At 41.7% G+C, this 26947-nt stretch carries 22 protein-coding genes; 11 read left to right on the forward strand and 11 right to left on the reverse strand.

The window, feature by feature from the left end:
• Positions 1-5: 5 nt before the first annotated feature.
• From F6I03_RS08245 to F6I03_RS08265, 5 genes are all read right to left on the reverse strand, one after another.
• Entirely contained in the window at positions 6-449 is a 444-nt protein-coding gene (locus F6I03_RS08245) for a YhcH/YjgK/YiaL family protein (protein WP_070431601.1), read from the reverse strand.
• Positions 449-1993 carry a sodium:solute symporter gene (locus tag F6I03_RS08250; protein ID WP_070431602.1) on the reverse strand — a complete coding sequence of 515 codons (1545 nt, stop codon included), beginning with the start codon at positions 1991-1993 and terminating at the stop codon, positions 449-451. Before F6I03_RS08250 ends, F6I03_RS08245 begins: the two co-directional genes overlap by 1 nt.
• A 42-nt stretch (positions 1994-2035) precedes the next feature.
• The gene (locus F6I03_RS08255) at positions 2036-2932 is read right to left on the reverse strand and encodes an N-acetylneuraminate lyase (protein ID WP_070431603.1); all 897 of its coding nucleotides are present in this window, start codon (positions 2930-2932) and stop codon (positions 2036-2038) included.
• 18 nt (positions 2933-2950) lie between these two features.
• Positions 2951-3631, reverse strand: coding sequence for an N-acetylmannosamine-6-phosphate 2-epimerase (locus F6I03_RS08260; RefSeq protein WP_070431604.1), 681 nt, complete (start codon positions 3629-3631; stop codon positions 2951-2953).
• Positions 3632-3914: 283 nt separating this feature from the next.
• A complete protein-coding gene (locus tag F6I03_RS08265; protein WP_070431605.1) occupies positions 3915-4658 on the reverse strand; it encodes a MurR/RpiR family transcriptional regulator in 744 nt (247 codons plus the stop codon).
• Between the two features lie 138 nt (positions 4659-4796).
• Between F6I03_RS08265 and pfkB the strand changes: the two genes are divergently transcribed.
• From pfkB to F6I03_RS08300, 7 genes are all read left to right on the forward strand, one after another.
• Positions 4797-5735, forward strand: a complete 939-nt coding sequence (pfkB, locus tag F6I03_RS08270; RefSeq protein ID WP_070431606.1) for a 1-phosphofructokinase — start codon at positions 4797-4799, stop codon at positions 5733-5735.
• 1 nt (position 5736) lies between these two features.
• Positions 5737-7623, forward strand: a complete 1887-nt coding sequence (locus F6I03_RS08275) for a fructose-specific PTS transporter subunit EIIC (RefSeq protein WP_070431607.1) — start codon at positions 5737-5739, stop codon at positions 7621-7623.
• A 331-nt stretch (positions 7624-7954) separates the two neighbouring features.
• The gene (locus F6I03_RS08280; RefSeq protein WP_070431608.1) at positions 7955-9076 is read left to right on the forward strand and encodes an extracellular solute-binding protein; all 1122 of its coding nucleotides are present in this window, start codon (positions 7955-7957) and stop codon (positions 9074-9076) included.
• 78 nt (positions 9077-9154) lie between these two features.
• Complete coding sequence (locus tag F6I03_RS08285; RefSeq protein ID WP_070431609.1) at positions 9155-10186, forward strand: ABC transporter ATP-binding protein; 1032 nt, start codon at positions 9155-9157, stop codon at positions 10184-10186.
• Positions 10187-10188: 2 nt separating this feature from the next.
• Positions 10189-11892 carry an ABC transporter permease gene (locus F6I03_RS08290; RefSeq protein ID WP_150983106.1) on the forward strand — a complete coding sequence of 568 codons (1704 nt, stop codon included), beginning with the start codon at positions 10189-10191 and terminating at the stop codon, positions 11890-11892.
• Between the two features lie 19 nt (positions 11893-11911).
• The gene (locus tag F6I03_RS08295; protein WP_070431611.1) at positions 11912-12748 is read left to right on the forward strand and encodes a hypothetical protein; all 837 of its coding nucleotides are present in this window, start codon (positions 11912-11914) and stop codon (positions 12746-12748) included.
• On the forward strand, positions 12745-13407 hold the full coding sequence (locus F6I03_RS08300; protein ID WP_070431612.1) for a DUF1868 domain-containing protein: 663 nt from the start codon (positions 12745-12747) through the stop codon (positions 13405-13407). Before F6I03_RS08295 ends, F6I03_RS08300 begins: the two co-directional genes overlap by 4 nt.
• Before the next feature lie 167 nt (positions 13408-13574).
• Here the strand turns inward: F6I03_RS08300 and F6I03_RS08305 are convergent, their stop codons facing one another.
• The 5 genes from F6I03_RS08305 to lacD form a co-directional block, all read right to left on the reverse strand.
• Positions 13575-14243 (reverse strand): HAD family hydrolase, encoded by a 669-nt coding sequence (locus F6I03_RS08305; protein WP_070431613.1) that lies wholly within the window; start codon positions 14241-14243, stop codon positions 13575-13577.
• A gap of 119 nt (positions 14244-14362) precedes the next feature.
• Positions 14363-15766 carry a PTS galactitol transporter subunit IIC gene (locus F6I03_RS08310; protein ID WP_070431614.1) on the reverse strand — a complete coding sequence of 468 codons (1404 nt, stop codon included), beginning with the start codon at positions 15764-15766 and terminating at the stop codon, positions 14363-14365.
• A gap of 28 nt (positions 15767-15794) precedes the next feature.
• Complete coding sequence (locus F6I03_RS08315) at positions 15795-16094, reverse strand: PTS sugar transporter subunit IIB (protein WP_070431615.1); 300 nt, start codon at positions 16092-16094, stop codon at positions 15795-15797.
• 18 nt (positions 16095-16112) lie between these two features.
• Entirely contained in the window at positions 16113-16589 is a 477-nt protein-coding gene (locus F6I03_RS08320) for a PTS sugar transporter subunit IIA (protein WP_070626139.1), read from the reverse strand.
• A 12-nt stretch (positions 16590-16601) separates the two neighbouring features.
• Complete coding sequence (gene lacD, locus F6I03_RS08325; RefSeq protein ID WP_070431617.1) at positions 16602-17591, reverse strand: tagatose-bisphosphate aldolase; 990 nt, start codon at positions 17589-17591, stop codon at positions 16602-16604.
• A 281-nt stretch (positions 17592-17872) separates the two neighbouring features.
• Between lacD and lacA the strand changes: the two genes are divergently transcribed.
• The 4 genes from lacA (at position 17873) to F6I03_RS08345 (ending at position 20781) form a co-directional block, all read left to right on the forward strand.
• Positions 17873-18301: a galactose-6-phosphate isomerase subunit LacA gene (gene lacA, locus F6I03_RS08330; protein ID WP_070431618.1), complete on the forward strand. Its 429-nt coding sequence runs from the start codon at positions 17873-17875 to the stop codon at positions 18299-18301.
• 26 nt (positions 18302-18327) lie between these two features.
• Positions 18328-18843 (forward strand): galactose-6-phosphate isomerase subunit LacB, encoded by a 516-nt coding sequence (lacB, locus tag F6I03_RS08335; protein ID WP_070431619.1) that lies wholly within the window; start codon positions 18328-18330, stop codon positions 18841-18843.
• A 201-nt stretch (positions 18844-19044) separates the two neighbouring features.
• Positions 19045-19989, forward strand: coding sequence for a hexose kinase (locus F6I03_RS08340; protein ID WP_070626141.1), 945 nt, complete (start codon positions 19045-19047; stop codon positions 19987-19989).
• Between the two features lie 27 nt (positions 19990-20016).
• Positions 20017-20781 (forward strand): DeoR/GlpR family DNA-binding transcription regulator, encoded by a 765-nt coding sequence (locus F6I03_RS08345; protein ID WP_070431621.1) that lies wholly within the window; start codon positions 20017-20019, stop codon positions 20779-20781.
• 327 nt (positions 20782-21108) lie between these two features.
• On the opposite strand, the gene F6I03_RS08350 is transcribed toward F6I03_RS08345, so the two are convergent.
• A complete protein-coding gene (locus F6I03_RS08350; RefSeq protein WP_070626143.1) occupies positions 21109-26826 on the reverse strand; it encodes a discoidin domain-containing protein in 5718 nt (1905 codons plus the stop codon).
• Positions 26827-26947: the final 121 nt, after the last annotated feature.

Consider the following 26947-nt stretch of genomic DNA (forward strand, 5'->3'; position numbering starts at 1 on the left):
GCTCCTTAATCGTATTTGACCTTGAAGACAGCCTTCTTAATACTCTGGCTGCTTTCAACAATCAGCCCCGTCTTATGGACGTCCTCCCGGTCCAGGACTAGGATCTGGCCCGGAGCGATAATTAATTCTGACTGGGCAGGGCCTTCCGAAGCTTGGAAGTCATCACCAGGGTCGTAGCCCCCCAGGGTCATATGGGCAAGGAAGTTATGGGCAATCCGTTCCTTCCCTTCAATGGGCACATGGATGTCAATATAGTCCCGGTGGCTCTCCCACACCCGCTGGTCAGGCGTGGTCGTGTCATAGGCAATCACATTGTAGAAGAAGCCCTCTTCAATGGGATGGTTGCCGGGTTCATCTTCGGTAATATCATGGGTCTTGAGATAGGCCGCCACCCGGTGCAGGGCTTGGCGGTCTGTATAGTCTAAGTGCTTCATATCATAGAGTTCCATTAGTGTCTCACCATCCAATCCGCATTTTCTTTGATTTCAGGGATATCATAGACTGTTGTGTATTTAGGAGCTTGGGCTTGGTCTGTCTTAAAGACCAGGGATACCAGGTAACCGACCACTAGAGAGACAGCGATCGAGATGAGGGAATAGGCCCAGATACTCACTGTGTCCGCTGGCAGGACATACTTGACGCAGATCATGACAATCGAAGACACGATCAAGGCAGCATAGGCCCCATACTTGTTGGCGCGCTTGGAGAAGGCACCGAGGATGAAGACCCCGCCGAGGACCCCAAGGACCAGTCCCATAAAGCTGTTAAACCATTCGTAAGCGGATACAATTTCGGAGTGGGCTAAGATAATGGAGATCACAATTGAGAAGATCCCAACCCCCAGAGACACCCAGCGGGCAATCCAGGTCCGCTTGGCATCATCCAGGTCTTCTGTCAGCAAGTCCTGGATATCCAAGGTCCAAGAGGTCGCCACAGAGTTCAGCCCCGTCGATAAGGTGGACTGGCTAGCCGCATAGATGGCAGCTAGGAGAACACCTGTAATCCCAACCGGTAAGCGGTAAGCAATGAAGTAGGTAAAGATTTGGTCTTGAGGCATTTGGGCGCCTGGGTCTGATGGGTTTTGAATTTGATAGTAGGCATAGAGCCCAGTCCCAATCAGGTAGAAGACGGTCGCAATGAAGATCGACAGGGCCCCATTGGTGAACATCATCTTGTTTAATTTCTTAATATCTTGGGTCGTCGTAAAGCGTTGGACAATATCTTGACTCGAAATATAGGATGATAGAGTGTTAAAGCCGGCCCCAACAACCAAGAGGAAGACCGAGGTGTGCAAGAGGTTCGGATCAAAGAGCACTTCATCCGGCCCTAAGAACTTATCCGCAGTCAGATGGTTGACAATCGTTCCAAATCCCCCATCCAGGTCATGGATCAAGAAGAAGAGGGACAGGGTAACACCGACTAAGAGGACAGAACCTTGGATAAAGTCGGTCCAGAGTACCGATTTAATCCCACCGGTGAAGGAGTAGACAATGGCTACAGCCCCCATGAGGATGATCAGGATATTGACATTGATCCCTGTTAAGAGGGCCAAGGCAGCTGAAGGCAGGTACATGATGATGGACATCCGCCCCACTTGGTAGATGATAAAGAGTGCTGCCCCAATAATCCGTAGAATCTTCGAGTCGAAGCGTTTATCCAGGTAGTCGTAGGCTGTATCAATATCGAGCCTGGCATAAATCGGTAAGAAGAAACGAATGGCAATCGGTATGGCCACCAACATCCCTAATTGGGCAAACCACATGATCCAGGTCCCGGCATAAGAGTTCCCTGCCAAGGACATGAAGGATATCGGGCTCAAAAGGGTGGCAAAGATGGAAACCGATGTGACATACCAGGGGATGGACCCATCCCCCTTGAAGAATTCCTTACCCTGCATCTCACGTTTTGAAAAGAATAAACCTGCAAACAACACCGCCAATAGGTAGACAATCAAAATGATTAAATCGATTGTCGTAAATCCGCCTGAATTCATAGCTAGTCTCCTCCCCACACGCCATTGCGGCTATATCATCTGTTAAACATATTCTTTATAAATTCGATCCGCTTCCTTAATTTGTTCTTCTGTCATAGAAGCCATTGGTTTCCGGCTCAAGAAGTCCCCTTGGTCGCAACCTTGTAATTGTAAGAGACGTTTCAAGGTTGGGTAGAGGCCATTAGCCAGGACAGCTTCGATCAAGTCATTGCTTTCCTTTTGTAATTGACGGGCCTTGGCCAGGTCATTTTCAGCTACTGCATCGAGGATTCCCTTGGCCCGGATCCCGTTCACATTGTAGGTCGAGCCAATCGCCCCATCGACTTGGTAGATAGCTGCTGGGAATAACATTTCGTCAAAGCCTGAGTAAATCTTGGTATCTGGGAAGGCGTGACGCAGACGTTCCAATAAGAAGAAGTCAGCAGCGGTGAATTTCACTCCGATAATGTTATCGATGGCCAGTAACTCTCTAAATTCAGCCAGGCCCATGCCAATCCCTGTTAGCGCTGGGATGGAATAGATGATCAGGTCATTATCCACCGCTGAGGTAATGTCTTCATAGTAAGCCTTCACTTCAGGGAAGGAGAACTTGTAGTAGAAGGGGGTGACCGCAGACACGGCATCATAGTCTAAGTCGGTCGCATACTGACCTAATTCGATGGCTTCATATAAGTTGGTCCCACCGATTTGAGCAATGAGTTTCACGGCATCCCCTGCTTCATCTTTGACAATATCAAAGATTTGCTTCTTAGTTTCCTTTTCGAGGAGGAAGTTCTCCCCGGTTGACCCGCCGACATAGAGGCCGTCCACCTTCATCTCATCAATGTCGTGACGGACAATTTGACGGAGGCCTGCTTCATTGACCTTGCCTTCTGCATCGAAAGGCACGAGGAGCGCAGCAATAATCCCTTTGATATCTTTACCTGTACGTTTAGTCATTTTAAAAACCCTTTCTATCTATTGGTGAATTTTAGCGACAAATTTTTCTGTAATTAATTGGGGACGGGTAATGGCTGAGCCGACGACCACGCTGTAAACCCCGAGGTCTAGGACACGCCGCGCCTTATCAGGGGTATCGATATTTCCCTCTGCAATAATGGGCCGGTCGATTTGGTCCAGGGCTTGGCGGATCAATTCGAAGTCATTGGCTTCGATCTTGAGCTCCTTACTCTGTTCCGTATAGCCCACCATAGTCGTTCCGATATAGTCGAAGCCTAAGCGATCAGCCGCTAACATTTCATCTAAGGTCGAGCAATCCGCCATCAGCGCTTGGTCGGGATACTTGGCCTTGATTTCTTTCACAAAATCCTCTAATTTTTGATTGTTGGGCCGCTTAGAAACCGTGGCATCCAAGGCAATCACTTCAACTCCCGTGGCCACTAGGGCTTCAATTTCTTTCATGGTTGGGGTGATATAAATCTCTGCATCTGGATAATCCTGCTTAATAATCCCAATAATGGGCAGGTCAACGACTTCTTTAATGGCCTCAATATCTGCCACTGAATTGCTGCGAATCCCCTTGGCACCGCCTTCCTGGGCCGCAACCGCCATCCGCGACATGATGTATGAACTGTGCAAAGGCTCATCTTCAAGTGCCTGGCAGGAAACAATCAATTCGCCTTTTGCCGACTCTAGCATTTTCAATCCCTCCTATAATTCTTGTAATCCTTTACAATTCATATTCTATGGCATTGTAAGCCCTTTTTCAATATAATGACGATAAACTGAAAGTACTTTTATTTAAGTGAGATAATCCTGGCTTTTTCGCTCAGCTGGGTGAATTTACTTTCAGCTCAGGAAACTTCTTCAGAAACAAAAACAGCGCTAGCGATTTGGCTAGCGCTGTCACTCATATAAGATAAAAACTTCGTATCCTGTTACGATGCCACTACCTTGCTTGATTTCGATTGCACCAATTTCTTTACTCGTTCATTTGAATGGCCAAAATATCTACTAATATTCGACAAAGAATAGACAGAGGCAACCTAGAATGAACCTCATACTCCGGTAAAAAAGAATTTTTAGACTTAAATCCAATTAGAGCGAGATCTTCATACTTCATAATATTCGACTCTTTATTCGTACAAATCACAATATTAGTTCCTTTTAGATCCTTACTTATTTTAGCAGCCTCAACCAGTTCTTTCGTCTCACCATTTAGAGTAATAAATAAAATAGCATCCCCTGGCCTAACCCGCTGGGCAATGCCCTTAATTAAATTAGGGTCTGTATACTTTTTACAAGTCTTTCCTAGTAAAGCTAATTTAATTGAAACTTCTTCCGCCAATAATTCAGATAACCCGCGTGCAAAGATATAAACCATATCAGCTTTCCTAATCACTTCAGCTGCTTGCTTCAGCTCTTTAATATTCAATTGGCTAATCGTATGTGTTACTTCCCAATAATTCTTCAAGATCGCCTCTTTTATCTGAACTGGCGCTCCCTCTAAATGACTAAATGGCTCCATGATATGAGCTTGACTACTGATACTTTGCTTAAAAGAGGCATAGCCTGTATAGCCTTGTTTTTGAACTGTACGGACAATAGTTGCCGTTGAAACATTTGCTAATTCACTCAACTCTGTGATCGTTAAATCAGGAATTTTAACAAGGTTATCTTGAATAAAGTCCCAGCAAAATTTTTCTGCTTGCGATAACTTACTCATGATTGACTCCTTTAAATAATTTGCTAATAAATACCTTCATTCTGTAAATTATTTACAGACTACAAAGCTTATTATATCAGAAAAGAAAACATTTACATTGAACATTATCCTATACTAAGGACATGAGGAGGTGGGGAGATGTTTTATACTTGTACATTAAACCCTGCAATTGATTTATTTATTGATACTGATAAGCTTTTACCAAATACAGTAAATCGAACCAATAATTATGACGTGATTGCTAACGGAAAAGGCGTTAACGTTTCTTTAATATTAAAAAAACTAGGAATCGATTCATGTGCATTAAGCATTGGAGGTGGCTTTACTTTTAATTATATCCAAGATTATCTCCACGAACAAAATATCGAGACATACTTTATTAAGACAGAGGGTACAACACGTATTAACGTTTTTACCCGAGTAAGAGCAAGTGACTTGGAATATAAATTGGTTAATCCAGGTCCCTGTGTTACTACAGAAATTTTCAATACCCTAATGGATAAAATATATAGCTTAACCTCTGATGATTGTTTAATTGTTTCAGGAAGTTTCGCTAAGGGTATAGATCCAGAGCAATTAATTCGACTAGCTGAATTATCAGCTGTTCAAGGATTCAAAATCGTCATCGATACAAGTTACGATACAATTATGGACTGCTTACAATACAAACCACTCTTGATCAAACCTAATGAAGATGAAATAAAAAAATGGTTTAAACTCAATGACGAAGATAAATTGACATTAGAAGACTATATCCATTATGGCAAACTCCTCATTAATAAAGGTGCACAAAATATCTTATTATCTTTGGGCAGCCAGGGCGCCTTATTTATAAACAAAGATAGCGTATTATACGGCAATGCACCGAAAGGGCAGGTTGTTAATACAGCCTGCTCTGGAGATACCATGCTCGGTACTTTCATTGCTTATCGACACCACGGCAGCAGCTACGAAGAAGCCCTTAAATATAGCTTAGCGGCAGGTTCTTCTACTGCTTTTACTACAGCTTTAACTGATTTCACAGATACCGACGACTTAAGTGAAGAAATCACAATCAAAAGAATTGAGGGGGATTAAAATGACTCAGTATAAAATTATTGCTGCAACAGGCTGTCCAACTGGTATTGCCCATACGTATATGGCACAAGAAGCCTTAGAAGAAGCAGCTAAAAAAGCTAATGTTAATATTAAAGTGGAAACACATGGCCAATCTGGCGTAAAAAATGAACTCAGTGCCCAAGATATTAAAGAAGCTGATGCGGTTATTGTTGCTGCTGATAAGGATGTGCATATTGAACGATTCGACGGTAAACCGCTTCTTAATGTTTCCGTGTCTGCCGGTATGAAGCGAGCAGATAGTCTAATCCAACAAGCTTTGGACAAGGATAGTCTACCAATCTATCACAGTAGCGTTCGCCACCGTTCAGTAGAAGAACAAAGCAAGAATTCATCTAGCTCCTTCCTTCATAATCTATACGTTTATCTGATGAACGGTGTCTCTCACATGCTGCCTATCGTTGTAGCAGGTGGCGTTCTCACCGCAATTTCCTTCTTTTGGGGAATAAATTCTGCCGATCCCGCTAGTCCAGAATATAATGAGTTTGCTAGTGTGCTCAACCAAATAGGCGGCCTTACAATGAATCTAATGGTACCCGTTCTCTCTGCCTATATTGCCGAAGCTATGGCTAAGCGATCAGGCTTAGTTGTCGGATTCGCCACAGGTATGATTGCTTTTACTAATGGGACTGGATTCTTAGGCGGCATATTAAGTGGTTTCTTATCTGGCTACATTATTATTGGCCTGAATAAATTATTAAAAGGATTGCCTAAGTCTTTAGATGGCCTCAAATCCATCTTCTTATTGCCTGTTTTAGGTGTATTAATCACTGGTTTTATCGTATGGTATCTTTCCATTCCTATGAAAGAAATTAATGAAGGAATGATGGCTTTCCTTAAAAATATGGAAAATTCAAGTCCTATAGTACTCGGCGCCATTGTCGGGATTATGAGTGCTGCAGACTTTGGAGGGCCAGTCAATAAAGCTGCCTATCTAACAGGTACCGCCTTATTAGCGCAAGGAAACTATTATTTCATGGCCGGCGTTTCAGCAGCTTGTATTGCCCCTCCGCTAGCAACCGGTTTTGCTGTCCTATTCAATCGCTCTGCCTATACAGATAAAGAACGAAGTGCTGGGCTCGTTAATTTCTTACTTGGATCGACACATATTACTGAAGGGGCAATTCCTTTTGCAGCAAGTAACCCTCTAATTAATCTCCCTATCTTCATGTTGGGATCATCCGTTGCAGCCATCCTAACTTATATGAGTAAAATTACTGTTCCAGCTCCTCACGGCGGTTTTATCGTGCTTCCTCTCGTTAACAAACCTTTATTATGGGTCATTTATATTCTTATCGGTTCTGCCATTTCGGGCCTATTACTTAGTCTCGTAGCAAAAAGACAAGAAGAAAAACACCACTCTGAAACGGTTCCTTCACAAGCAGCTGAAACCGATAACCAATTCAAAGAAATCCTATTTCCTTCCCATATCAAAACCCAAGTAGAGCTTCAAAACCGTGACGAAGCATTAACTTACTTATCTGAATTTGCCCAAGAGCTTGACTTAGCCCAAAATTCACAAACCGTCTTACAAAAATTCTTAGATCGCGAAAATGAATTCTCTACCGCTATGGAAAATGGTATCGCCATCCCTCATGCTCAATCTGAGGGAATTACAAAGCCTGGCATGTTAATCGTTAAGTTAGAACAAGCTATCGAATGGGGAAGCTTAGACGAAGAAAAAGTTGATACGCTTATCGCCTTCCTCATACCAGCTTCGGACAAGGGAGACCAACACCTAAACTACTTATCAAATACAGCAAAGAAATTAGTCCATCAAGACTTTGTTGATCAATTAAAGGAAGCAGATAATTCTATAGATATCTATAACTTATTCATTGGCAACTAGTCACTAAGTTATCGTATATAAAACTATCGACCTCGAGAGTAGATTACATTCTATTTCTTGAGGTCGTATTTTTATTTTAAGCCATTTTCTAAAACGATGGTGATAATATCTTTCGTTATAGCAGTTGATCAGAAAGTAGTTTTGATATTTACATAAGATAAGCTAATTCTTTCTCGGAATTCCACATGGTCTTTGATAATGAATAAAAAATTCAACCTTACAACTTTTTTACATTAAATTAACTCAAAATCAACAAAGCACTGTTACACTTGTCTTATGTTTATTTACACTTTAATTTGATGCAGATATTATTTTACAAAGGAGACAGGACATGAAATTTAATAAATTAATGAAAGCAGGTCTAGTACTGTTAAGTACTCTATCAGTAGCAGCATGCGGTAATAATAGTGGAGCAGACACTACTGATTCAGCCAATCAAAATAACGCTGATTCTAGTGAAATCAATGTTCAAGAAGAATTAGCTAAAGAGCCTAGCGGTGAAAAGGTTGTTTTAATTTCGAACAATGGCTCAGACGTCAGAACGCCATTTATTGAGAGTAAGCTTAAAGAAAAGGGATTTAATGTCGAATTTGTTCCTTTAGGTGGTGGTGACGTTACTGCCCGTGTAATTGCAGAAGTCCAAAATCCAACTACAAATGTGGTTTGGGGGCCAACACAATTTAACTTTGATGACATGATTGAAGCTGACGCACTTTATGAGTGGACACCATCCTGGGCAGATAAGGTGAGTGACTATGACCGTCAAAACGGAAAGTCCTACCCTTACGAAACACAACCTAAATTATGGATGGCTAACCCCGATGAATTTTCGGAAGAAGAATTACCTAATACTGTTAATGATCTTTTTGAAGAAGATAAATTTAAAGGAAAGTATACAATCCCTTCTGATTTCGGCGGAACTACTAACCGAGCCATTGTTGCTTCAATTTTAGGACAATATCTAGATGAAAATGGTGAAATCGGCGTCTCCCAAGAAGGATGGGATGCCATGCAAAAATTTATGGATAATGGGGTCGAAGTACCAGAAGGTGAAGATAAATACAAAAATATGATGGATGGCAAGTCTCCTATCACATATGATGGAGCTTCTAATATCGTCACTAATACTTCTGAAATGGATAAGAAACCAACCGTTATCTATTTTGAAAATGGTCAGCCAAGCAATGTAAATGAGATTGGTGTAGTTAAGAACGATGATCCCGAAGTATTAGCAGAGTCTTTACGTCTTGCTGATTACTTAGGATCAGCTGAATTTATTGGAGATTTTGCTGCTGAATTTGGTAACTTGGTTGTAAATGCGGATGCCCAAGATAAATTACGAGAAGAGTCTAAAGAAATAACTGAAAATTATAAAGAACAAGATCTAGACTGGGATACAATCAATGCCCATCTCGATGAATGGGTAGCTAAGATCGAATTAGAGATGAAATAATCCATCCCGATTACAAATGAAGATGCCAGCCCACTGGCATCTTTTTTAATAAGTAAATACTAAATAAAGGAGAAAAACATGATTGAATTTAAAAACATCGAAATAAAATTTGGAGATTTTACTGCTATTGAAAATCTTTCATTGCATATTAATAGGGGTGAATTTTTTACCTTTCTAGGCCCTTCAGGGTGTGGTAAAACAACAACTTTGCGAAGTCTAGTGGGTTTCATAAAGCCAACTAAAGGTCAAATCTATCTCGATAATAAGGAAATTACAAATGTTCCTATTGAAAAGCGCAAAATTGGTATGGTTTTTCAAAGCTACGCTCTCTTTCCAACTATGACTGTTAGAGAAAATATTGAATTTGGAATGAAAGAAAACAAATGGGATAAAAGTCGAATTAAAGATAAAGTTCAAGAAGTTGCCCAAATGGTGAATTTAACACCAGAACAGTTACAAAAAAATGTTTCAGAATTATCTGGTGGTCAACAACAGCGTGTAGCAATTGCTCGTGCCTTATCTTTAGAGCCAGATGTTATTTGTCTAGATGAACCGCTTTCTAATTTAGACGCTAAGCTCAGAGGCTCCTTGCGTCAAGAATTAAAGAAAATCCAACGGCAATCGGGTGCTACCATGATTTATGTCACTCACGACCAAGAAGAAGCACTTGCTTTATCAGATAGAATTGCAGTCTTTAGCAATGGTAAGATTCAACAAGTAGGAACTCCTTTGGAAATATACAATAATCCTAAAAATAGTTTCGTAGCCACTTTTATCGGTGACCGTTATAGAGTCGATGAACGCTTTATCGAAGCCGTCAAGGCGCATAATCCACATGTTAAAGTCAACCCTGCGAAAGATTATTATATTAAAACTGAAGGGGTTCAACTGAAAAAGGAAATAGAAAATAATAGTAATGACATCTACACTGTGCCTGGGACTTTAATCAACCAAGAATTTTTGGGTAATACGATTAGACGTGAATATGATGTCAATGGCACAATCGTCCCTAGTATTGTTTTCTCTCAAAATGCTGTTCCTATTACCAATCCAAAGGTAGAATTAGCCTTTCACCATGATTCTCTATTTTCGTTTGCTAAGGAGGACTAGCTATGCATAAAGATTCCATCCATATGAAAAAATATCTTTTTTGGATTATTTCAGGGGTTATAACTGCTTGGTTAGCATACACTTTCTTAATCCATCCTAACCTTAATTTACTAAAAATCACTCTATTTCCATCAGGTACATTCGATATTAAACCTGTATTTAATATACTAAAGTCTGAACGTGTGCGTCAGGCCTTATTCAATTCTTTTTTACTTGGTATTCTTGTAGCTATCACAACAAATATATTAGGTATTTTCCAAATTTTAGTTTTAGACTTTTTTGATATTAAAGGGCGCAAGCTCCTTAATGTTCTTTATTACTTACCCCTAATCATAAATGGTATGGTATTAGTAATGGCTTATAACTTTAATATTGGGACAAATGGGTTAATTACAACTTGGCTACAAAATTTTATTCCAAATCTACCTGATGACTGGTTTATCGGATTGCCAGCTGTTCTGTTTCAATTTACCTTCTCTAACACTATGTACTATATTACATTTGTACGTGACTCTTTTCGCCGCATAGACTATCAAACTGTCGAAGCAGCACGAAACATGGGAGCTTCTACCCGTTCGATTCTCTTCAAAGTTGTCTTACCTACTCTCATCCCTTCCATACTTGCAGCTACAATTTTGAATTTTAACTCAGCTGTAGGTGCCTTCGCTAGCCCTAAAGTATTAGGTGGAGATAAGTTTGAAACTATCAACCCACTTGTTTATACTTTTGCTCAGTCAAATACAACGAAAAACTATGCCGTTATTTTATCTGTTTTCCTTGGTATCGCTACATTAATTGTTTTAGGTATCTTTTCCTATGTTGAGAGCCGACGAAATATCGTTTCCGTATCTAAGACGAAAACTAAAATTCAACGACAAAAAATTACTAATCCATTCACTAACGCTATTGTGACAATTCTAGCTCATTTGATTGCGATCATACAGCTCTTCCCAGCAGTCATGGTAATCATATTATCTTTTACTAGTTATGAAAATATGCTTAATGGAAATATTAATCCATCGAATTTTACCCTAGAAAACTATAAACTAGCTTTCAGTTCTTCCCAAGGTCTCCAGCCAGTACTTGTCTCAGCAATCTACTCAATACTAGGCACTGTTATCGTCATAGCCTTAATTCTTATTTTTGCTCGTTGGATTACAAAATATAATAATAAGTTAACAAAATTTTTAGAAGGAGTGCTACTCATTCCTTGGTTTTTACCTGCCACTCTAATTGATTTAGGTTTCCTATTTACTTTTAACACACCCCAATTATTAGTTTTTAATAAGGTACTAACAGGAAGCTTATTTATTCTCTTATTCGGTTATGTTGTCATCCAACTCCCTTCAAATTTAAGAATTATTAAGGCCGCATACCTAGGAGTCGATAATACCTTAGAAGATGCTTCAAAAAATTTAGGTGCAGGTAGTTTTTCTACTTATATGAAGGTAATTTTTCCACTAATGATACCCACTGTCCTATCGGCTGCTCTATTAGCTTTCAATGGTCTTTTCTCCGAATTTGATATGTCTGTTTTCTTATTCCATCCACTTTATCGGCCCTTAGGCGTAGTCATTAACCAAGCAACTAATGCTGAAGCTTCTCCATCAAATGTGATGCTTTCCTTTGTTTATGCCGTATTAATTATAATAGTATCAACCATTGCTACCTATCTTGTTTATGGTCGGCGCTCTAAAATCAAATAATTAAAGGAGGGAAAATTATATGCAGATTATCGAAAAACTTTGCCGAGGAAAAAGTACACAGGACGCTTGTGAAGATGCATTATTCTATTCAGAAGATTTTATTGCAGTTATAGATGGAGTTTCTTCAAAAACTAGCTTAAGAATTAATGGACAAACTACTGGTAAAATCGCTTCTACTCTAATTAAATCTACTTTATCTCATTTAGATCCAAAAAGTCATGTAACAGATTTCATCGGCGCCTGTAACAGCGCCTTTGAGACCTATTACCAAAACAATCACTTAGACATTAACCTTCAAGAAGTTGGTCTTCAAGCTGTTGCAGCAGTGTATTCAAAATCTCTAAGACAGATTTGGCTAATTGGAGATGCTCAGGCACGCATTTCTGATACAATCTATCAAAATAATAAAGTATCAGATGAGATTTTAGCTAATTTTAGAAGCCTTATTTCCCATATTGAAATGGAAATTAATGAAGAAACTCCAGCGGAATATTTTAAAATTGATGATGGTGCTCGACTTCAAATCATTCCTTGGATATTGAAATCAACAATTTTTGCTAATAATGAAAATTCATCGTTTGGATATGCTGTAATTAATGGCAAAGACATTCCACTATCTCTTATAAACATAATTGAGGTGCCAGAAAACTACGAAGGAGATATCATACTTGCCTCTGATGGGTATCCCCATTTAAAAAATACCTTAGGCGAAAGTGAATCATATCTGTCTAAAGTTCTTGAGCAAGATCCTTATCTAATTGAAAGCTACCATTCAACAAAAGGTGTGGTTCCTGGGAATGAAAGCTATGATGATAGAACATTTATTCGTTTTAAAGATATAAGGAGAGATCAATGAACAATTACACCGTAAGCTTGAATACTAAACGCAAATTTACTAAAGAAGCAGAGCCCTTGCTTTATGAGGGTTCTACCATAATCTCAATGAAGAATAATCCTCAAACCAATATTGTTCAATTAGCCAAAAAGATTCAAGATACTTTTTTAGAGTATTCTTTTGCAAAAAAAATTTATCTTTTGCCCTCTGACTCTTTTCATATGACAATAATCTCTCTTCTTAACGAATGCAATCGAGGGACTGAACTTTGGCCTGATTATCTTTCCAATGATGTTCCTTTAGATGTTGCTAATCAGTCCGTTTATAATCGTATTAAAGATATTCCAAAACCTAATGACATCAAAATGTATATTAGTAAAATAAGTGCTACGGGGTTTATTCTTGATCCGTATAATGAACAGACAAAGATCAGTTTAGAAAACTATCGTCATAAAGTTGGAAATGCTAGTCAACTGATTCGAGCTAACCACGACTGTTACCAACATCATCTATCTTATGCTTATATAGTAGATGATTTCAGTTCGGAGGAAAGTCGACAGATGGATCAAGTTCTTCAAAATCTCAATGACACATTTATTTCATCAGAACCTATTCCTATTAGTTTTCCTACTCCTATTATGACAACCTTTGACGATATGCTTGCCTACCATCCATTCTAATATTTGTTAAAAAGGACCTCTCAACTATTAAAAATATAGTTCAGAGGTCCTTAATTTTAAAAAACGTATTTTACTTTGTCATCTGAATATAGAAAAAACATAGGCTTGTCTAACTTAAAGCTAATAACGTTGATTTCTTTACTAAATAAAAGTTTCATTTTTATTTATTAGCTATACTCACTCTCTATATAGGAAATGACCTCCTCCAAAGATTCCTTGACCGCAACAGCCTTGTCCCGCACTTCCTCATCAGCTGCAATAAGGTCTGGCACAGTAAGTACCGGTAAGCCTGCTTGGTAAGCTGCCCGGACGCCATTCTTCGAGTCTTCAAGGACCAGGACTTCTTGCTTATTTTGGAGCTGAGTCAGTCCAAAAGCTTTTAAATAGATTTCAGGATCGGGCTTGGCTCGTTGGACTTCATTGCCAGCGACTAAGCCTTCGAAATAATCGGCAATCCCCTTGCCCTCTAGGTTGCGGATAATTTCATCCCGCCGGCTGCTCGAGGCAATATAGCGTTTAATCTGGCGCGATCTTAGATAGTCGAGTAAGTCGTAGAGTCCCTTTTTATCATCGATATTATTAGGGTCTGCTAGAGCTTCCTCGATGTATTGACTGGTCAAAGTTATAAAGTCGTCCACTTGAGGCTGGCCTGAATAGTGCTTGCGAATATAAGCTAAAGTTTCTTGCTCATTTGTCCCGAGATAGCCTTTAAACACCTCGATATCATAATCAAGGCCAAGTTCATCCGCAGCCCGCTTCGTCTGCTCGTAACCCACCTTCTCGGTATCAAACATCAAACCATCCATATCAAAAATCACTGCTTTTAATGCTTTCATAAGGCCCTCCTTAAAAAATAAATGAGATGTACTCAAGACGACGAGTAACATACTTCCCTCTATACAAGAACAGCGCTCAGACTCATGGCCTAGCGCTGTTCTTCCTTAGTTATTATATACTATTTTTTCGCTGCAGCATACTCTGCATTGCGCTTCTTCATTTGTTTCGCATACCAAACAAAGAGCAAGGTATAAATCACAAGAGCAATGGCAGCGTAGATAATAAATTCAATCTGGCCTTGGGAGGCGTTCCCCACGAAGTAAGCCAAGAACTTCTCAACAGGGCCTTCGATGGTCGTCCCTGAGATCAAGGCTGAGCTGTCGATTCCTGCAGGGAAGGCCCCGACCTTCTTAGCGGTTTCGGTAACGAAGGGTGCCATGAGGGTCCCAGCGTAGAGGAAAGTTGGGAGAACCAAGGCCCCAATCGTAATCATCCGGATGATCTTGCCGCGGGTCACCACCAGAAGTGCTGGCGTCAAGCCCATGGCAATAATCCCAGCTAAGGGCATGATCCCATTCTTAGGCAAGATGAGGGCTTCAAGTAACATAATCGGAGCCAAGACATTGGCGGCTGCCCAGATTTCTGCACGTCCTGCAATGAAAGGCCAGTCCAGACCGATATTGAACGTGCGACCTTCGAAACGTTTACTGGTAAAGTCAGTCACCCCTTGGGATAAAGGTTCAACTGAGGCGATAAACCAGGAACCGATGACAGAGAAGAGCTCCAAGCAGGCTGCTGCTGTGAAGGCTAAGGTCAAGATCTTGTCAGGCGTTTGTCCGCCGAGGATCCCGACAAAGAGGCCGAGATAGATCCCGATGGCGAATTTGGACCCCCAGAAGCCGATCTTATTGTTCAACTTAGCAGCATCGAAGTCATACTTGTCAAGCCAAGGGAACAACTTATCGAAGATCTTATCAAAGACCATGATGATCGGGTTCATCATATAGTTCATGTGGGTCGTTGTCATGGGGTTGCCTTCTGGGGCATTCATAAGGTCATTGAAGGTCGGCTTCATCAAGTCCGAGTTGATGATCTTTAGGACCCCAATAAAAACAACCAGGATAGTAGCGATCAAGAGAGGTGCCCCACAATAAATCGCAAACAAACCAACTAGGGATAAGTGCCAAACGTCAAAGATATCGACGTCCAAGGTATTGGTCTTATTGGCGACCAACATGAGGATATTGACCACCAAGAGGATCAACATAAAGTAGAGGGTATAAGGCGACCCCCAGGTAATGGTAGCCATAGGGGCCCAACCCACGTCCGTAATATTTAATTGAATCCCTGTGCCTTCAACGAAAGCTGCCAAGGCTTCTGAGAAGGAGGAAGTCAGGATATTCATGATGGCCCCAACCCCGGTTAAGGCAATCCCTAGTTTAATCCCACCTTCAAGGGCTTTTGAGAATTTCACGCGAAAACATAAGGCCAAGACTGTCAGCACAATGGTCATCAGAGGGGCAGGCCCCAAATCGATAATTGGCTGAAGAATCGTATTGGCAAATTCAATGATGCCATCCATTTTTATCCACTCCTAGTCCGGCTAATTACTAGCCCATATCTTTAATCACTTGTTCAATTTCATTATAAACAGGTTCAGCCATAGCTGGAATGCGATAAAGGATAGGTCCTGCATTGACAACAGGAATAGGAATTTCAAAGCCTAAATCGGTATCAGCGATTTGGGCAAAGATATCGTATTTCTCCATCATGTCTTCTGAAATATCCTTGATCATCACAGCGTCACAATGGACATCATAACCTCTCTTAGAGAGTTCAGTTTCTAAGGCATCTTTGATTTGGTGGCTGGAGTTAACCCCTGCGCCACATGCTGCTAAAATTTTAACCATGTTGAGATCATTTCCTTTCTAAAAGTTTTCTGCTAAAAATTCATAAATCGCTTGGGGATCTTCGGAGGCTAGGAAGCCTTGAATCTGGTCGGCATCCGTGCGATTGAAGAAATCCATCACTTGGGCCAGTAAGCCTGCCTGGGCTTCCGCATCCTTGTTCAAGAGCATAAAGAGGAAGCCAACTTCAAGGGCCTGGTCAGGCTGGATCATATTATGGAAGGTCACCGGCGTCTTTAGCTTGATTGGGACAATCCGTGTGACCGTCACATAGTCTGATTCAGTGTGGGGAATCGCAATGTTAGAGAAATTGGGATTCACTGGCTGCATATCTAAGGCTGTGGGGAAGTTCTTCTCTCTTTCAATCAGACTGTCGAGGAAGCCTTCTTTGACTAAGTCGAGCGCTTGGAGCTCTTGGTCGACCTGTCTAAAGACTTCTTCGGCATTCTCTCCCTCAAGCACAAAGCACGTTTCCGGAGCGAATAGACTGCTCGTCATACAATCCCCTCTCTATTCTGCTGAAATCTTATCGGTCCAAGGTGTTGCGGTTTCTGCTAGGACTTGGTTAAGGCTTTGGATATTTTCCTTACCTTGAGTGCTCAACCATTCCCGGCAAGCGGCTTCGCCTTTTTCAGCGTATTCTGGTACGGCATCGGCCCAGGTTGCCCGGCCGCAGAGGACCCCATTGAAGACTGCCCCTGCTTCTTTGGCGAATTTCAAGGTGTCTTGGAAGAGTTGGGCAGATACCCCACCGGATAAGTAGATGTAAGGTAGGTCCGTTGCAGCATCTTGTTCTTGGAAGAATTTCTTGGCTTCTTCTTGGCTGTAAACCGCTTCGTCACCGTAGCCTTCCACGAAGTTCATATTGACTGGCACTTCCACCTTGAGCACGTCCACTTGGTAGCGGTCATCGGAGAAGACTTTAACGGCTTCATTGACCTTGTGTGGGCGAACTTTAGCGTATTCTTTGCCTTTCGCATCATCAATATTGGCATCATAGGATAAGATTTCAAGGAAGAAGGGAATATCTTCTGCCTGGCATTCGCTCCCGATCCGTTCAACGAAGGCGTGTTTCCAATTGTTAATCTTCTCGTCTTCATCCACATCATAGTATAGGAGGAATTTCACGGCATCGGCCCCTTCTTCTTTGATGCGCTTGGCTGACCAATCAGGGAGGAGGTCAGGGAGGCGGCCAACTTCGGAAGCGTCATAGCCTGTTTCTTCATAGGCTAGAAGCAAGCCACAGTCAGCATCCTTCTTAGCAGCTGCAGGTAAGCCATATTCTGGGTCCAAAAGAATAGAAGCAGCATAAGGGGTTAATTCTTCGGAAATGGCAATCTTGAACTGTTCCACTTCTTTCTGGATATCTTCAACTTCGCCTGCGCTTTGGAGCATCTTCTTCAAGGAACCCCGTTGGTCAATGGCTAAGGCAGAAATCACCTGCGTGTCGGTTGATAGTTTCTTCAAGTGGTCGAGCTTGGCTTGTGAGACTTTCTTCATTTGTAAACACTCCTCTTCCAAATGTTTGTTTTTGTTTGTCTGTTGTGTTTATATTATAACGCTTTCAATGAATTGTCAAGGGAATTATTAAAAGCCTTTGCTTTTTATTTATAATGGAAAGTATAAGAAAATACTAGATTCCTTTCCCAGCTATTATTGAGCTCGAGCAAATTTTTACAAGCGAAAGGATTGACTTTCTCTTTCAAACATAATACACTATAAACAAACAGATTCAAACAAACCTATAACTGATGACCATTTGATGGAAGGAAGGCTATAAAATGAAAGTAGTTATTGGAGCAGACCAAGGCGGTTTCGAACTTAAAGAAACCATCAAAGCTTATCTAGAAAGCACAGACCATGAGCTAATCGATGTAACGGAAAGCCCAGCTAAAGACTTCGTCGCATCCACTGCAGCCGTTGTGGAGAAAGTTCAAGCCGATGATGAGAGCTTGGGCATCGCGATTGACGCTTACGGTGTCGGCAGCTTTATGGCGGGGACCAAGCACAAGGGCGCAATTGTCGCCAACCTCTCCGACGAACGGACAGCTTATATGACCCGCGAACATAATAATGCCCGCATCATCACGCTCGGCCAAGAAATTGTTGGGCCAGAGCTCGCCCGCAACATCGTCCGCGAATTCCTGAAAGCAGACTATGCCGCTGGGCGCCACCAAGTCCGCGTCGACATGCTGAATGAAATGTGCTAGTTCGTTAAGCTGAGGAGGTTAAAAAAATGAAAATTGCTATTGGTTGTGACCATATTGTGACAGATATTAAGATTGCACTTGCAGATACCCTGAGAGAGAAAGGCCATGAAGTGATTGACGTCGGAACTTACGGTTTCGTCCGCACCCACTACCCCATCTTTGGTAAACGGGTGGGTGAGTTAGTAGCCGCTGGCGACGTTGACTTCGGCGTTGTCCTCTGCGGAACGGGCGTTGGGATTTCCAATGCGGCCAACAAGGTAGCCGGCACCCGGACTGCCCTCGTCCGCGACATGACCTCTGCCCTCTATGCCCGCCGCGAATTAGATGCTAATATCATCGCTTTTGGCGGTAAGATCACTGGGGAATTCTTGATGAGCGATATCATCGAAGCCTTCATCCACGAAGACTACCAAGAAACACCCGAAAATAAGGCCCTCATTGAAGAAATTGCCAGCCTAGATAGTCAAGATGACAGTAAACATAGCGACCATCTTTTCGATAGCTATCTCGAAAAATGGAATGAAGGCTATTACCACGATTAGTGGTGGATAGATTCCATGACTTGAAACACTGTAGTTCGGCCGACCAGACACCAGCTACAGTGTTTTCTCACTTTTTTAGATAAATCCTAGCAGTGAGCATCCCTTCCGTTTTTGAATGTGCTCATTCCAACACAAATTAACCAGCAATCTATAATAAAAAATAAAGTGCTATAAATTTTAAGCCAAGAAAGGAGCTTTTTCATGATTTTGACTGTGACGATGAATCCTTCGATTGATATTTCTTATCCGATTGACCATCTGGCGATCGATGGTGTTACGCGTTGCCAAGAGGTTAGTAAGACGGCTGGGGGCAAGGGCCTGAATGTGGCCCGGGTCATCCACCAATTAGGAGAAAACGTGCTAACAACGGGGATCCTGGGTGGCCACCATGGCGCCTTTATCAAGGACCAGCTCGATCACGACGGCATCCCCAACGCCTTCTCGACCTGTGCAGGAGAAACTCGGGATTCGATTGCCATCCTCCACGAAGGCAAGCAGACTGAAATCCTAGAAAGCGGACCCACTATTTCTAAAGAAGAAGAGCAGGCCTTCCTCGACCAATTCCAAAGCTTACTGGACCAAGTCGATACCATGACCATCTCCGGTTCTATGGCAAAAGGCCTCTCGCCCGACCTTTATACCACCCTCATCCAAAAGGCTGGACAAGCCGGTGTCCCAACTTTACTGGATAGTTCGGGCCAATTCCTAGCTGACGCTTTGGCTAGTGCGACCAAGCCCCTCCTGATCAAACCCAACCACCATGAGCTCGGCGACCTGATTGGCGAGAGCCTAGACCCTAGTGACTTAGAGAGCCTCCACCAAGCTCTATTGAACCCACGCTTTGAAGGGATTGAATGGATTGTGGTATCTCTAGGTGGCGAGGGGGCCTTCGTCAAACACCAAGATAAGTTCTACAAGGCCAATATTCCAAGTATTGACGTGGTGAATCCAGTGGGGTCTGGGGATTCAACCATCGCCGGCCTAGCCATTGCCATTAGCCAGAGCAAACGCCCCGAAGATGTGATTAAGTACGGGATGACTGCTGGTATCTTAAATACCATGGAGAAGAAGACCGGGCATGTCAACCCTGATAACTTCCAAACTATCTATGATCAGATTGAAATAAAAAACTATCCGAACACCTAAAAGTCTTTAGGGAAAGGAGCTAGCAAGATGTTAAAAGAGGATCGTTTAAATTATATTGTGGAGGAAGTTAACCACTATGGCCATGTCAAGGTGACCGATATCATCAACCAACTCCATGTGTCGGACATGACGATTCGCAGGGACCTCGATGAATTAGAGAAGCGTGGCCAACTCCGCCGGGTCCACGGGGGAGCGGTCAGTCTCAACGACTACCCGAACAAGGAACTCTCCCACCGCGATAAGAAAATCATTAATATTGATCTCAAAAAAGCCGCAGCCCGCGCTGCCCTCCCCTATCTCAAGGCAGGTGAAACCATCTTCCTTGGGCCCGGAACAACGATGGAAATCTTTGCTAGCATGATGGATGACATGGACCTGCGTGTGGTTACTAATTGCCTGCCGGTCTTCAAGACCCTCAACGACAAGTCCAAGCAAATGAAGCTCTATCTCGTTGGCGGGGAGATGCGAAAGATTACCGAATCCTTCCACGGCTCCATTACCAATGCTGCCCTGGCAAGCATTAACTTCCACAAGTCCTTTGTCTCTTGCAACGGCTTGACCAATACCGATATCATGACTGCCACCTTCGAAGAAGGCAATGCCCAAAAGATTGCCCTCAATAATTCCAATGAACGCTACTTGATTATCGACAGTTCCAAGATCGACAAGCGCGACTTCTACAGCTATTACAACCTCGAAGATATCACCAAGGTCTTCATCGACCACAACGACTCCCTCATACGCCCCCTCGAAGCTTCCACCAGCGTCGAAAGCGGCGAAGTGAAGGAATAAGCTTTATATCGAGTAAAAAACTAGCAGCTTTGCCTCTAAGGTCTGGCTGCTAGTTTTTTGTGCTTAATAGTTAAAGGGGGTGGTGAGAGTTTGTACTCTGCTTTTGGACTTGCTGGGGTGGGCTTGCAAATAAGCGACTATTCAAAACTCGCTCGCTAATAAGCCATTTTGTTCTCCATACTTCTGCTTGCAGCTGTAAGATTATTTGGCCATGTTTCTTAAAATTAAAATTAAAAAGTTGAGAAATTAGCTTGCGCTAACTTCTCAACTTTTATTCTGAGAGCTACTCTCTCTGCTTCATTAGGATTTGCATAATACTATACGCGATTAGTCTTCCCGTTTTTTATTAACTTTTGTTTTGCTAAGAAGAGAACCCCCAATCGCTGTAAAGACTAAGCCTAATCCGACTGATAAGAAAGATGCTGTAGCAGAAGTTTGCGGCAAGCTTCTTACCCTTTCTTCTCGACCTAATTTTTGCAGAAGGTCTTTGTCTTTATAAACAAAGGATTTGTCGCTAACAGATCTTCTATCCAGTTTAATATGTTTAACTGGTGAGTCTAGTTCATTACCGGATACTATTTGTTCCTCTTCTTCCTGACTTGGAATCGCTTGTTCGTTAGCTGTTTGACCGTTCTTTTCAAGGCCAGGCGCTACAAGAGCTGGATCATCGGATGAAATAGTTGTATTGTTTTCAGCTTCAGGCTTGTCCACTTGGCCTCCATTTAAGCCTTGATCCGATTCATTTTGTTCAGGTTTAGGGTCTTGGCTTTCTTCTTGACCTTTGCTTGGACCTTGGTCGCCTTGTTCAGGTTCTGGATCTTGATTACCTTCTTCCTCACCTTCGCTTGGCTCTTGGTCGCCCTGTCCAGGTTCTGGGTCTTGATTACCTTCTTCTTCACCTTCGCTTGGACCTTGGTCGCCCTGTCCAGGTTCTGGGTCTTGATTACCTTCTTCCTCACCTTCGCTTGGACCTTGGTCGCCCTGTCCAGGTTCTGAACCTTGATTCTCTTCTTCCTGCGCAAGACTTAATTCAGATAGGACATTAACGCGTTCTAGCAACTCAGCTTTTCCTTGGATATTCTCTGGAATTGCTTGAATTAACTGCTTCAAGGCCTTTAGCGCTTGATTATACTGGCTCAGTTGACTGGCTAACGGCACGGTATCCACGCTTGGATCGTTTTGTGCGGCATCAATCATTTCAGTCAGTATATTTTCATAATTTTCAAGGAGCGCTACTCCCTCTTCAAGCTTAGTAAGTGGTGATTCTGTAGGTTCAGCTTCCCCGGTATGATAGAAGGTCATTTCACGACCAGAAACAAAATCCCCTACCGCTTTTTGAACTGTCATCCGTATATATTGGGCCGTCACATCTGATAGGTCAAATTGTTTCACTTGATTATCATGAGACCACTTAATTGTCCTTGGGATTTCAGTCCAATTTTCGCCATCAGTACTGTATTCAACCGTTCCTTCTAATATTGTACCATTACCTGCATCGGTACGTGGGTAGTACTCTAATCGATCTAACTGATAGGCTTTCTTAAAGTCAAAGATAATCGTTTCAGGAACTGCTTGTGTATGCCATTTTGAGTGATACTGGCTATTGAAATCGCCATCGACTAGATTGCTTATTTCACTTCCTGGTTGATCAGGTTTATCCGCATCTACCTTAATATCTCTGATAACACTGTCTTCCGTATCAGTTATTGTGCCATCATTGGCTCGTAAGTTACTACCAATTAACATTGGATCTTCTAGACTTAAATTAACTGGTCCATCCTTCTTAACACGCAAAGTAAAGCTGATAATATCAATTTGCTCAGCATCTAGAGGCTGGCTATTTCCATCATTGACCAAAATAGCATTCACAGTCCGTGTATTATCTGAATGAGAACGTACTCTCGAGAAGTTATTCATATCAGCTAAGGCATTATTCGTATCAACTTGATCATTAACAACTTCATAGCGCTCACCGTCAATCGTATAAGTTGCGTTGATGGCTTGAACATTTTTGAGTCCATTCCCACGTAGAACAACCTTCACTTCATCGCCAGCTTTCGCTTCATCTTGACTGGTTACCCACTCTAAAGAACCATAAGCTTGACGGATAGGATACAATTTGGATTGATTCATTTGATGTGTGACAAGGTAAATGTCATAAGCATCGATCGCATCATTCTTGTTAGAATCAGCTCGCTCAACATAGCCTTCAAAGTCTGAATCTCCTCGTTTTAGGCCTGCGTAGTTTCTAAACGAAGTTAGATCATTTTCATTAATCAAACCATCATTTGTGATATCTCCAACAACGTAACCTTGATCGCCATCTTCATGGTAGAACAAGATTTCATTACCTGATACAAAGTCTCCAATTGCTTGATTAACATTTACACGAACATATCTCGCTTCCATCGTTGATAGATCAATGGTTTTTATTTCATTATCCGCAGACCATTGGAAGGCCTTATTTGCCGGCTTCCAATTCACACCATCGATTGAATACTGAATGTCGCCCTGTAAGACAGTCCCATTGCCTGCATCGGTACGTGGGTAATACTCCATTTTGTCTAGTTTGTAAGCACGTCCTAGATCAAAGGTTAGGGCTTCCGGAACGGCCTTCTTACCCCAATCCGAATGATAGGTGCTTGCCAAATCGCCATCCACTAAATTGGATAAGTCTTGTCCGGGTTGAGCAGGGGTATTTGAACTGACAACAATATCTTTTACGGCATTACGATAAGGATCTTCAGCTGTCCGTTGTACAATTTCTGTCGACCATGGCGTCACTTGGTCTCCAATAACAGCGCGAACCTTGTAGCTATGCTCAGTTTCTGGATCCAAACCATTATGAACAAAGTGGTTATCTAGTATATTTGTATAGACGATGCCATCTGCTAGCACTTCGTAACGGTCTGCCTGATCAATAGCTGTCCAATTCAGTGGTACAGAATAAGCACCTAGGTTATCTGCTGCTACTTGAACGCTTGGTGCATCACCACTTTCACCTACAATCGGAGTGAATTTATCCTGTTCGTATTCAAAGCCATCTAGTTCTACTCTAACTTCTGTTTGAGTCACATCATAGCTGTCAGTGATAACGCGTAACACAGGATTCTTGATCAATTCCTTGCCATAGTACTTACCTTCTTCAGTTGAAAACTGATTCAAATTAGGTGTTCTGTCATAATAGTAAACATTCTTTCCATTATTGAGTTCATCTAATGAATTCACTTCGGTTAAACTTACTTTTTCTCCGTTAACGAATAGTTCAACAGACTGTGGATTTTTAGTGGTATTGATATTAAACTGTGTGCGCTTATGAGAGATTTGTCCATCGAAACTTCCCTGACTTGGATTAACCGTTAACACAACATGTCCGTCTGATGTCGCATTTGATTGAATAAGTGTTGTTGCGCGCCCCCCATTCGTATAATCCATTGATACGCCATCATCTTCCACTAAAGTAAATTGAGACTCACCTTCTGGATAGAAGCTGATCTTACGTAAGGTCCGATCAATGTCTTTCGGATTGTTATTGGGATCATTGACAGGAATAATCGCCCCACTTCTTACAAAAACTGGTGTTTTCCAGATAGGAGCATCAAAATTATTCAACATTTGTCCCCCATCATAGACATCTCCAGTGAAATAATCAATCCAACGACTGCCTTTAGGGAGGTAAATTTCATTACGGATATCATTACCCTCTTGGTCAGCCGATGTATTCTCATAAATTGGAGCAACTAGGAAACTATCACCGTACATATACTGATAATTCATACGATCTGTATAGTTTATCTCTTCATTTGGGAAATCAATAAACATCGCCCGTACAACAGGTTTCCCATCTTCCGCATGATGATGAATACTATAAGTATAAGGTAAAAGAATCGACTTCAATTTATTGTAAGAGCGATTAATATCAGTTGTTGTTGCATCAAAAGCAAATGGATTCTTAGGGTTAGATCCCCAGCCGTCCATATTTAGCAGCATGGTGGTGAAGGTCTTCCATTGGTAATCCCGTGTATTGATGACAGGATTATTACCACCAAATATGCCATCCACATCAGAGGTCACGTTCGGCTGGCCAGATAAACCCGTACCAATATAGGTTGGGATATGGAATCGAATATACTCCCATTGTCCGCCAGTTTGATCACCGGTCCAGATACTGGCATAGTGCTGGGTGCCGCCCCAACCATCTAAGGAAATGATAAAGGGCCGCATGCCACCACTTTCTTCAACCATAATCTTAGCAGAATTTTGTACACCGTTCAGGCCAAAGGAATAACCAGGCCCTACCCAGGCAACGTCTGTTTTTAAGACCCGTACTAAGCCATCACGCACTTCTTTAGCTAAGTCTCTTTGCAGCAAGGCTGGTTGGGATTCATCAGGTGTTAATTCAGATTGTGTCCATAGTCCTGTCTTAACATTAAAGTTCTTATCGGCCCATTCTGAAAATTCTCGTAAATTTTTGATATTACCGTCTAAAGTATCTTCTTGACCGTAACCTGCCCCATAGCCATCGTTTACTAGCATCCATCCTAGAGGCATATCATGTTTTTTATAGCGTAATAATTCTGCACGTGCTGTAAATGGATAATTCTTATCACCAGGTTCTCCATTTAAAGTTTCTTTAATCCCCTCACGGTTCCCTAAAGCTGAAGGCTGTACCTCAACAAACCATTTTCCAATTTCATCGAAGTAAATAGCCCCGGGAGTGTCCTCAGTCGCTTCTAACCAATAATCCCGGTTATAAGCATTTAAATGTCCTTCATAATAGGCAAATTCAGGAAGAACAATGGGTTTACCAGTGATTTCGTAATAGCCCTTGATAATATCTTGAGCTTGATCAGCGATAATATAATAAGCGTCGAATCTTGCTTCGTCATGTTTAGTAGCAACTTCATCTGCTTGACTATATTCAAAGTCATATTGTCCCTTAACAAAGGTATTTCTTAAAACACCATAACCATCTGTTGAAAAATAGAAAGGATTAGGTGACGCTACCCCGCCATCTGTCCATACATTTTCATTTTCTATATTGATTTTATTTCCTTTGTGTGCGAAACGCCCATTCTGGGTCCCTCCACCGTAATAATGACTCTTTTCATTTGATTTTAAATACTGGGTTGTATCAGTATCTGTCATCACTAAAGGTTTAGCCTCTTCTAACACAACATGACCAGTCTGGGCATTTTTGATTTTCATTAAGGAAGTATTTTTATCTAGGTCGACAACAATCTGATTGGTTGCAATACGTAAAATATTTCCAACTTCGGACACAATTGGAGCTACAGATTGCTTGATAAAATCACTTGTGACAATTTGAGCAGGTTTATCCGCCCGAGAAGGTTCGGGATCTGAGAAATTACCATTAGGGTCAACATAATACCTGAAGATATTATCCCGGTTAAAAACTAATTGCCCCTTTTCACCAGTTTCATATTCTAATTCAATGACATTGTCATTTTGCCGATAGTTATTAATGGGGCCAAGCCCAGCCTCTTCTGAAGCTAGATCAATATCTGTCGCACGAACTTTGAAGCGACTGTCATCACTTGGCTGGCCTTCTTGATTTTCTTCTGCATGTTCGGATAGGGAATCTGCTAGGTCTTCATCAAGAATAGCTTCTTTATCTTTTAACGAATCTTGTCCTTCATCTTTTGTCTCTAGACTATCAGCTTCAGAATTAGGGGTAAGTTGGTCAGCTTCACTTGTTGTCTCCTCTTCTGGCCGGTCCTCAGCGCGAACTGCTTCTGTCTGTTTTTGAGCTAAAGACTTATCTGATCTAGTCGATAAGTTTTCTTCTGATGCAGTCTCGCTTTCTCCCATTGTATCAGAATCAACAGGAAGGCGATTCTCTTGTTTATCAACAGAAGGGCTAGCAACTAATTCTTCAGCAAGCACAACTTCTGAACTTTGATATATACAAGCTAGTCCGATTAAACATGACATTAAGCCTAACTTCGTCTTACGAAGGCTAAAATAGCTATGCTTGTCAGTCATTTTCTTCTTTTGTTCAAAACGATTGTTTTTACCCAACATATTTTACTCCTCCTAATATAAAACGCTTTCAAAAGTGCCGCAAAAAATCCCCAAGAGCCTTTTAAGCTCTTGGGTACTTTTATAATAATCGGGTTCGCAAGAGCAGTTTTGGCCTGCTTTC

This window comes from Aerococcus sanguinicola (assembly GCF_008726925.1).
GTDB lineage: Bacteria > Bacillota > Bacilli > Lactobacillales > Aerococcaceae > Aerococcus.

Coding starts and splice junctions, on each gene's coding strand:
- F6I03_RS08245 (WP_070431601.1), bottom strand. CDS start 449: ATGGAACTCTATGATATGAAGCACTTAGACTATACAGACCGCCAAGCC.
- F6I03_RS08250 (WP_070431602.1), bottom strand. CDS start 1,993: ATGAATTCAGGCGGATTTACGACAATCGATTTAATCATTTTGATTGTC.
- F6I03_RS08255 (WP_070431603.1), bottom strand. CDS start 2,932: ATGACTAAACGTACAGGTAAAGATATCAAAGGGATTATTGCTGCGCTC.
- F6I03_RS08260 (WP_070431604.1), bottom strand. CDS start 3,631: ATGCTAGAGTCGGCAAAAGGCGAATTGATTGTTTCCTGCCAGGCACTT.
- F6I03_RS08265 (WP_070431605.1), bottom strand. CDS start 4,658: ATGAGTAAGTTATCGCAAGCAGAAAAATTTTGCTGGGACTTTATTCAA.
- pfkB (WP_070431606.1), top strand. CDS start 4,797: ATGTTTTATACTTGTACATTAAACCCTGCAATTGATTTATTTATTGAT.
- F6I03_RS08275 (WP_070431607.1), top strand. CDS start 5,737: ATGACTCAGTATAAAATTATTGCTGCAACAGGCTGTCCAACTGGTATT.
- F6I03_RS08280 (WP_070431608.1), top strand. CDS start 7,955: ATGAAATTTAATAAATTAATGAAAGCAGGTCTAGTACTGTTAAGTACT.
- F6I03_RS08285 (WP_070431609.1), top strand. CDS start 9,155: ATGATTGAATTTAAAAACATCGAAATAAAATTTGGAGATTTTACTGCT.
- F6I03_RS08290 (WP_150983106.1), top strand. CDS start 10,189: ATGCATAAAGATTCCATCCATATGAAAAAATATCTTTTTTGGATTATT.
- F6I03_RS08295 (WP_070431611.1), top strand. CDS start 11,912: ATGCAGATTATCGAAAAACTTTGCCGAGGAAAAAGTACACAGGACGCT.
- F6I03_RS08300 (WP_070431612.1), top strand. CDS start 12,745: ATGAACAATTACACCGTAAGCTTGAATACTAAACGCAAATTTACTAAA.
- F6I03_RS08305 (WP_070431613.1), bottom strand. CDS start 14,243: ATGAAAGCATTAAAAGCAGTGATTTTTGATATGGATGGTTTGATGTTT.
- F6I03_RS08310 (WP_070431614.1), bottom strand. CDS start 15,766: ATGGATGGCATCATTGAATTTGCCAATACGATTCTTCAGCCAATTATC.
- F6I03_RS08315 (WP_070431615.1), bottom strand. CDS start 16,094: ATGGTTAAAATTTTAGCAGCATGTGGCGCAGGGGTTAACTCCAGCCAC.
- F6I03_RS08320 (WP_070626139.1), bottom strand. CDS start 16,589: ATGACGAGCAGTCTATTCGCTCCGGAAACGTGCTTTGTGCTTGAGGGA.
- lacD (WP_070431617.1), bottom strand. CDS start 17,591: ATGAAGAAAGTCTCACAAGCCAAGCTCGACCACTTGAAGAAACTATCA.
- lacA (WP_070431618.1), top strand. CDS start 17,873: ATGAAAGTAGTTATTGGAGCAGACCAAGGCGGTTTCGAACTTAAAGAA.
- lacB (WP_070431619.1), top strand. CDS start 18,328: ATGAAAATTGCTATTGGTTGTGACCATATTGTGACAGATATTAAGATT.
- F6I03_RS08340 (WP_070626141.1), top strand. CDS start 19,045: ATGATTTTGACTGTGACGATGAATCCTTCGATTGATATTTCTTATCCG.
- F6I03_RS08345 (WP_070431621.1), top strand. CDS start 20,017: ATGTTAAAAGAGGATCGTTTAAATTATATTGTGGAGGAAGTTAACCAC.
- F6I03_RS08350 (WP_070626143.1), bottom strand. CDS start 26,826: ATGTTGGGTAAAAACAATCGTTTTGAACAAAAGAAGAAAATGACTGAC.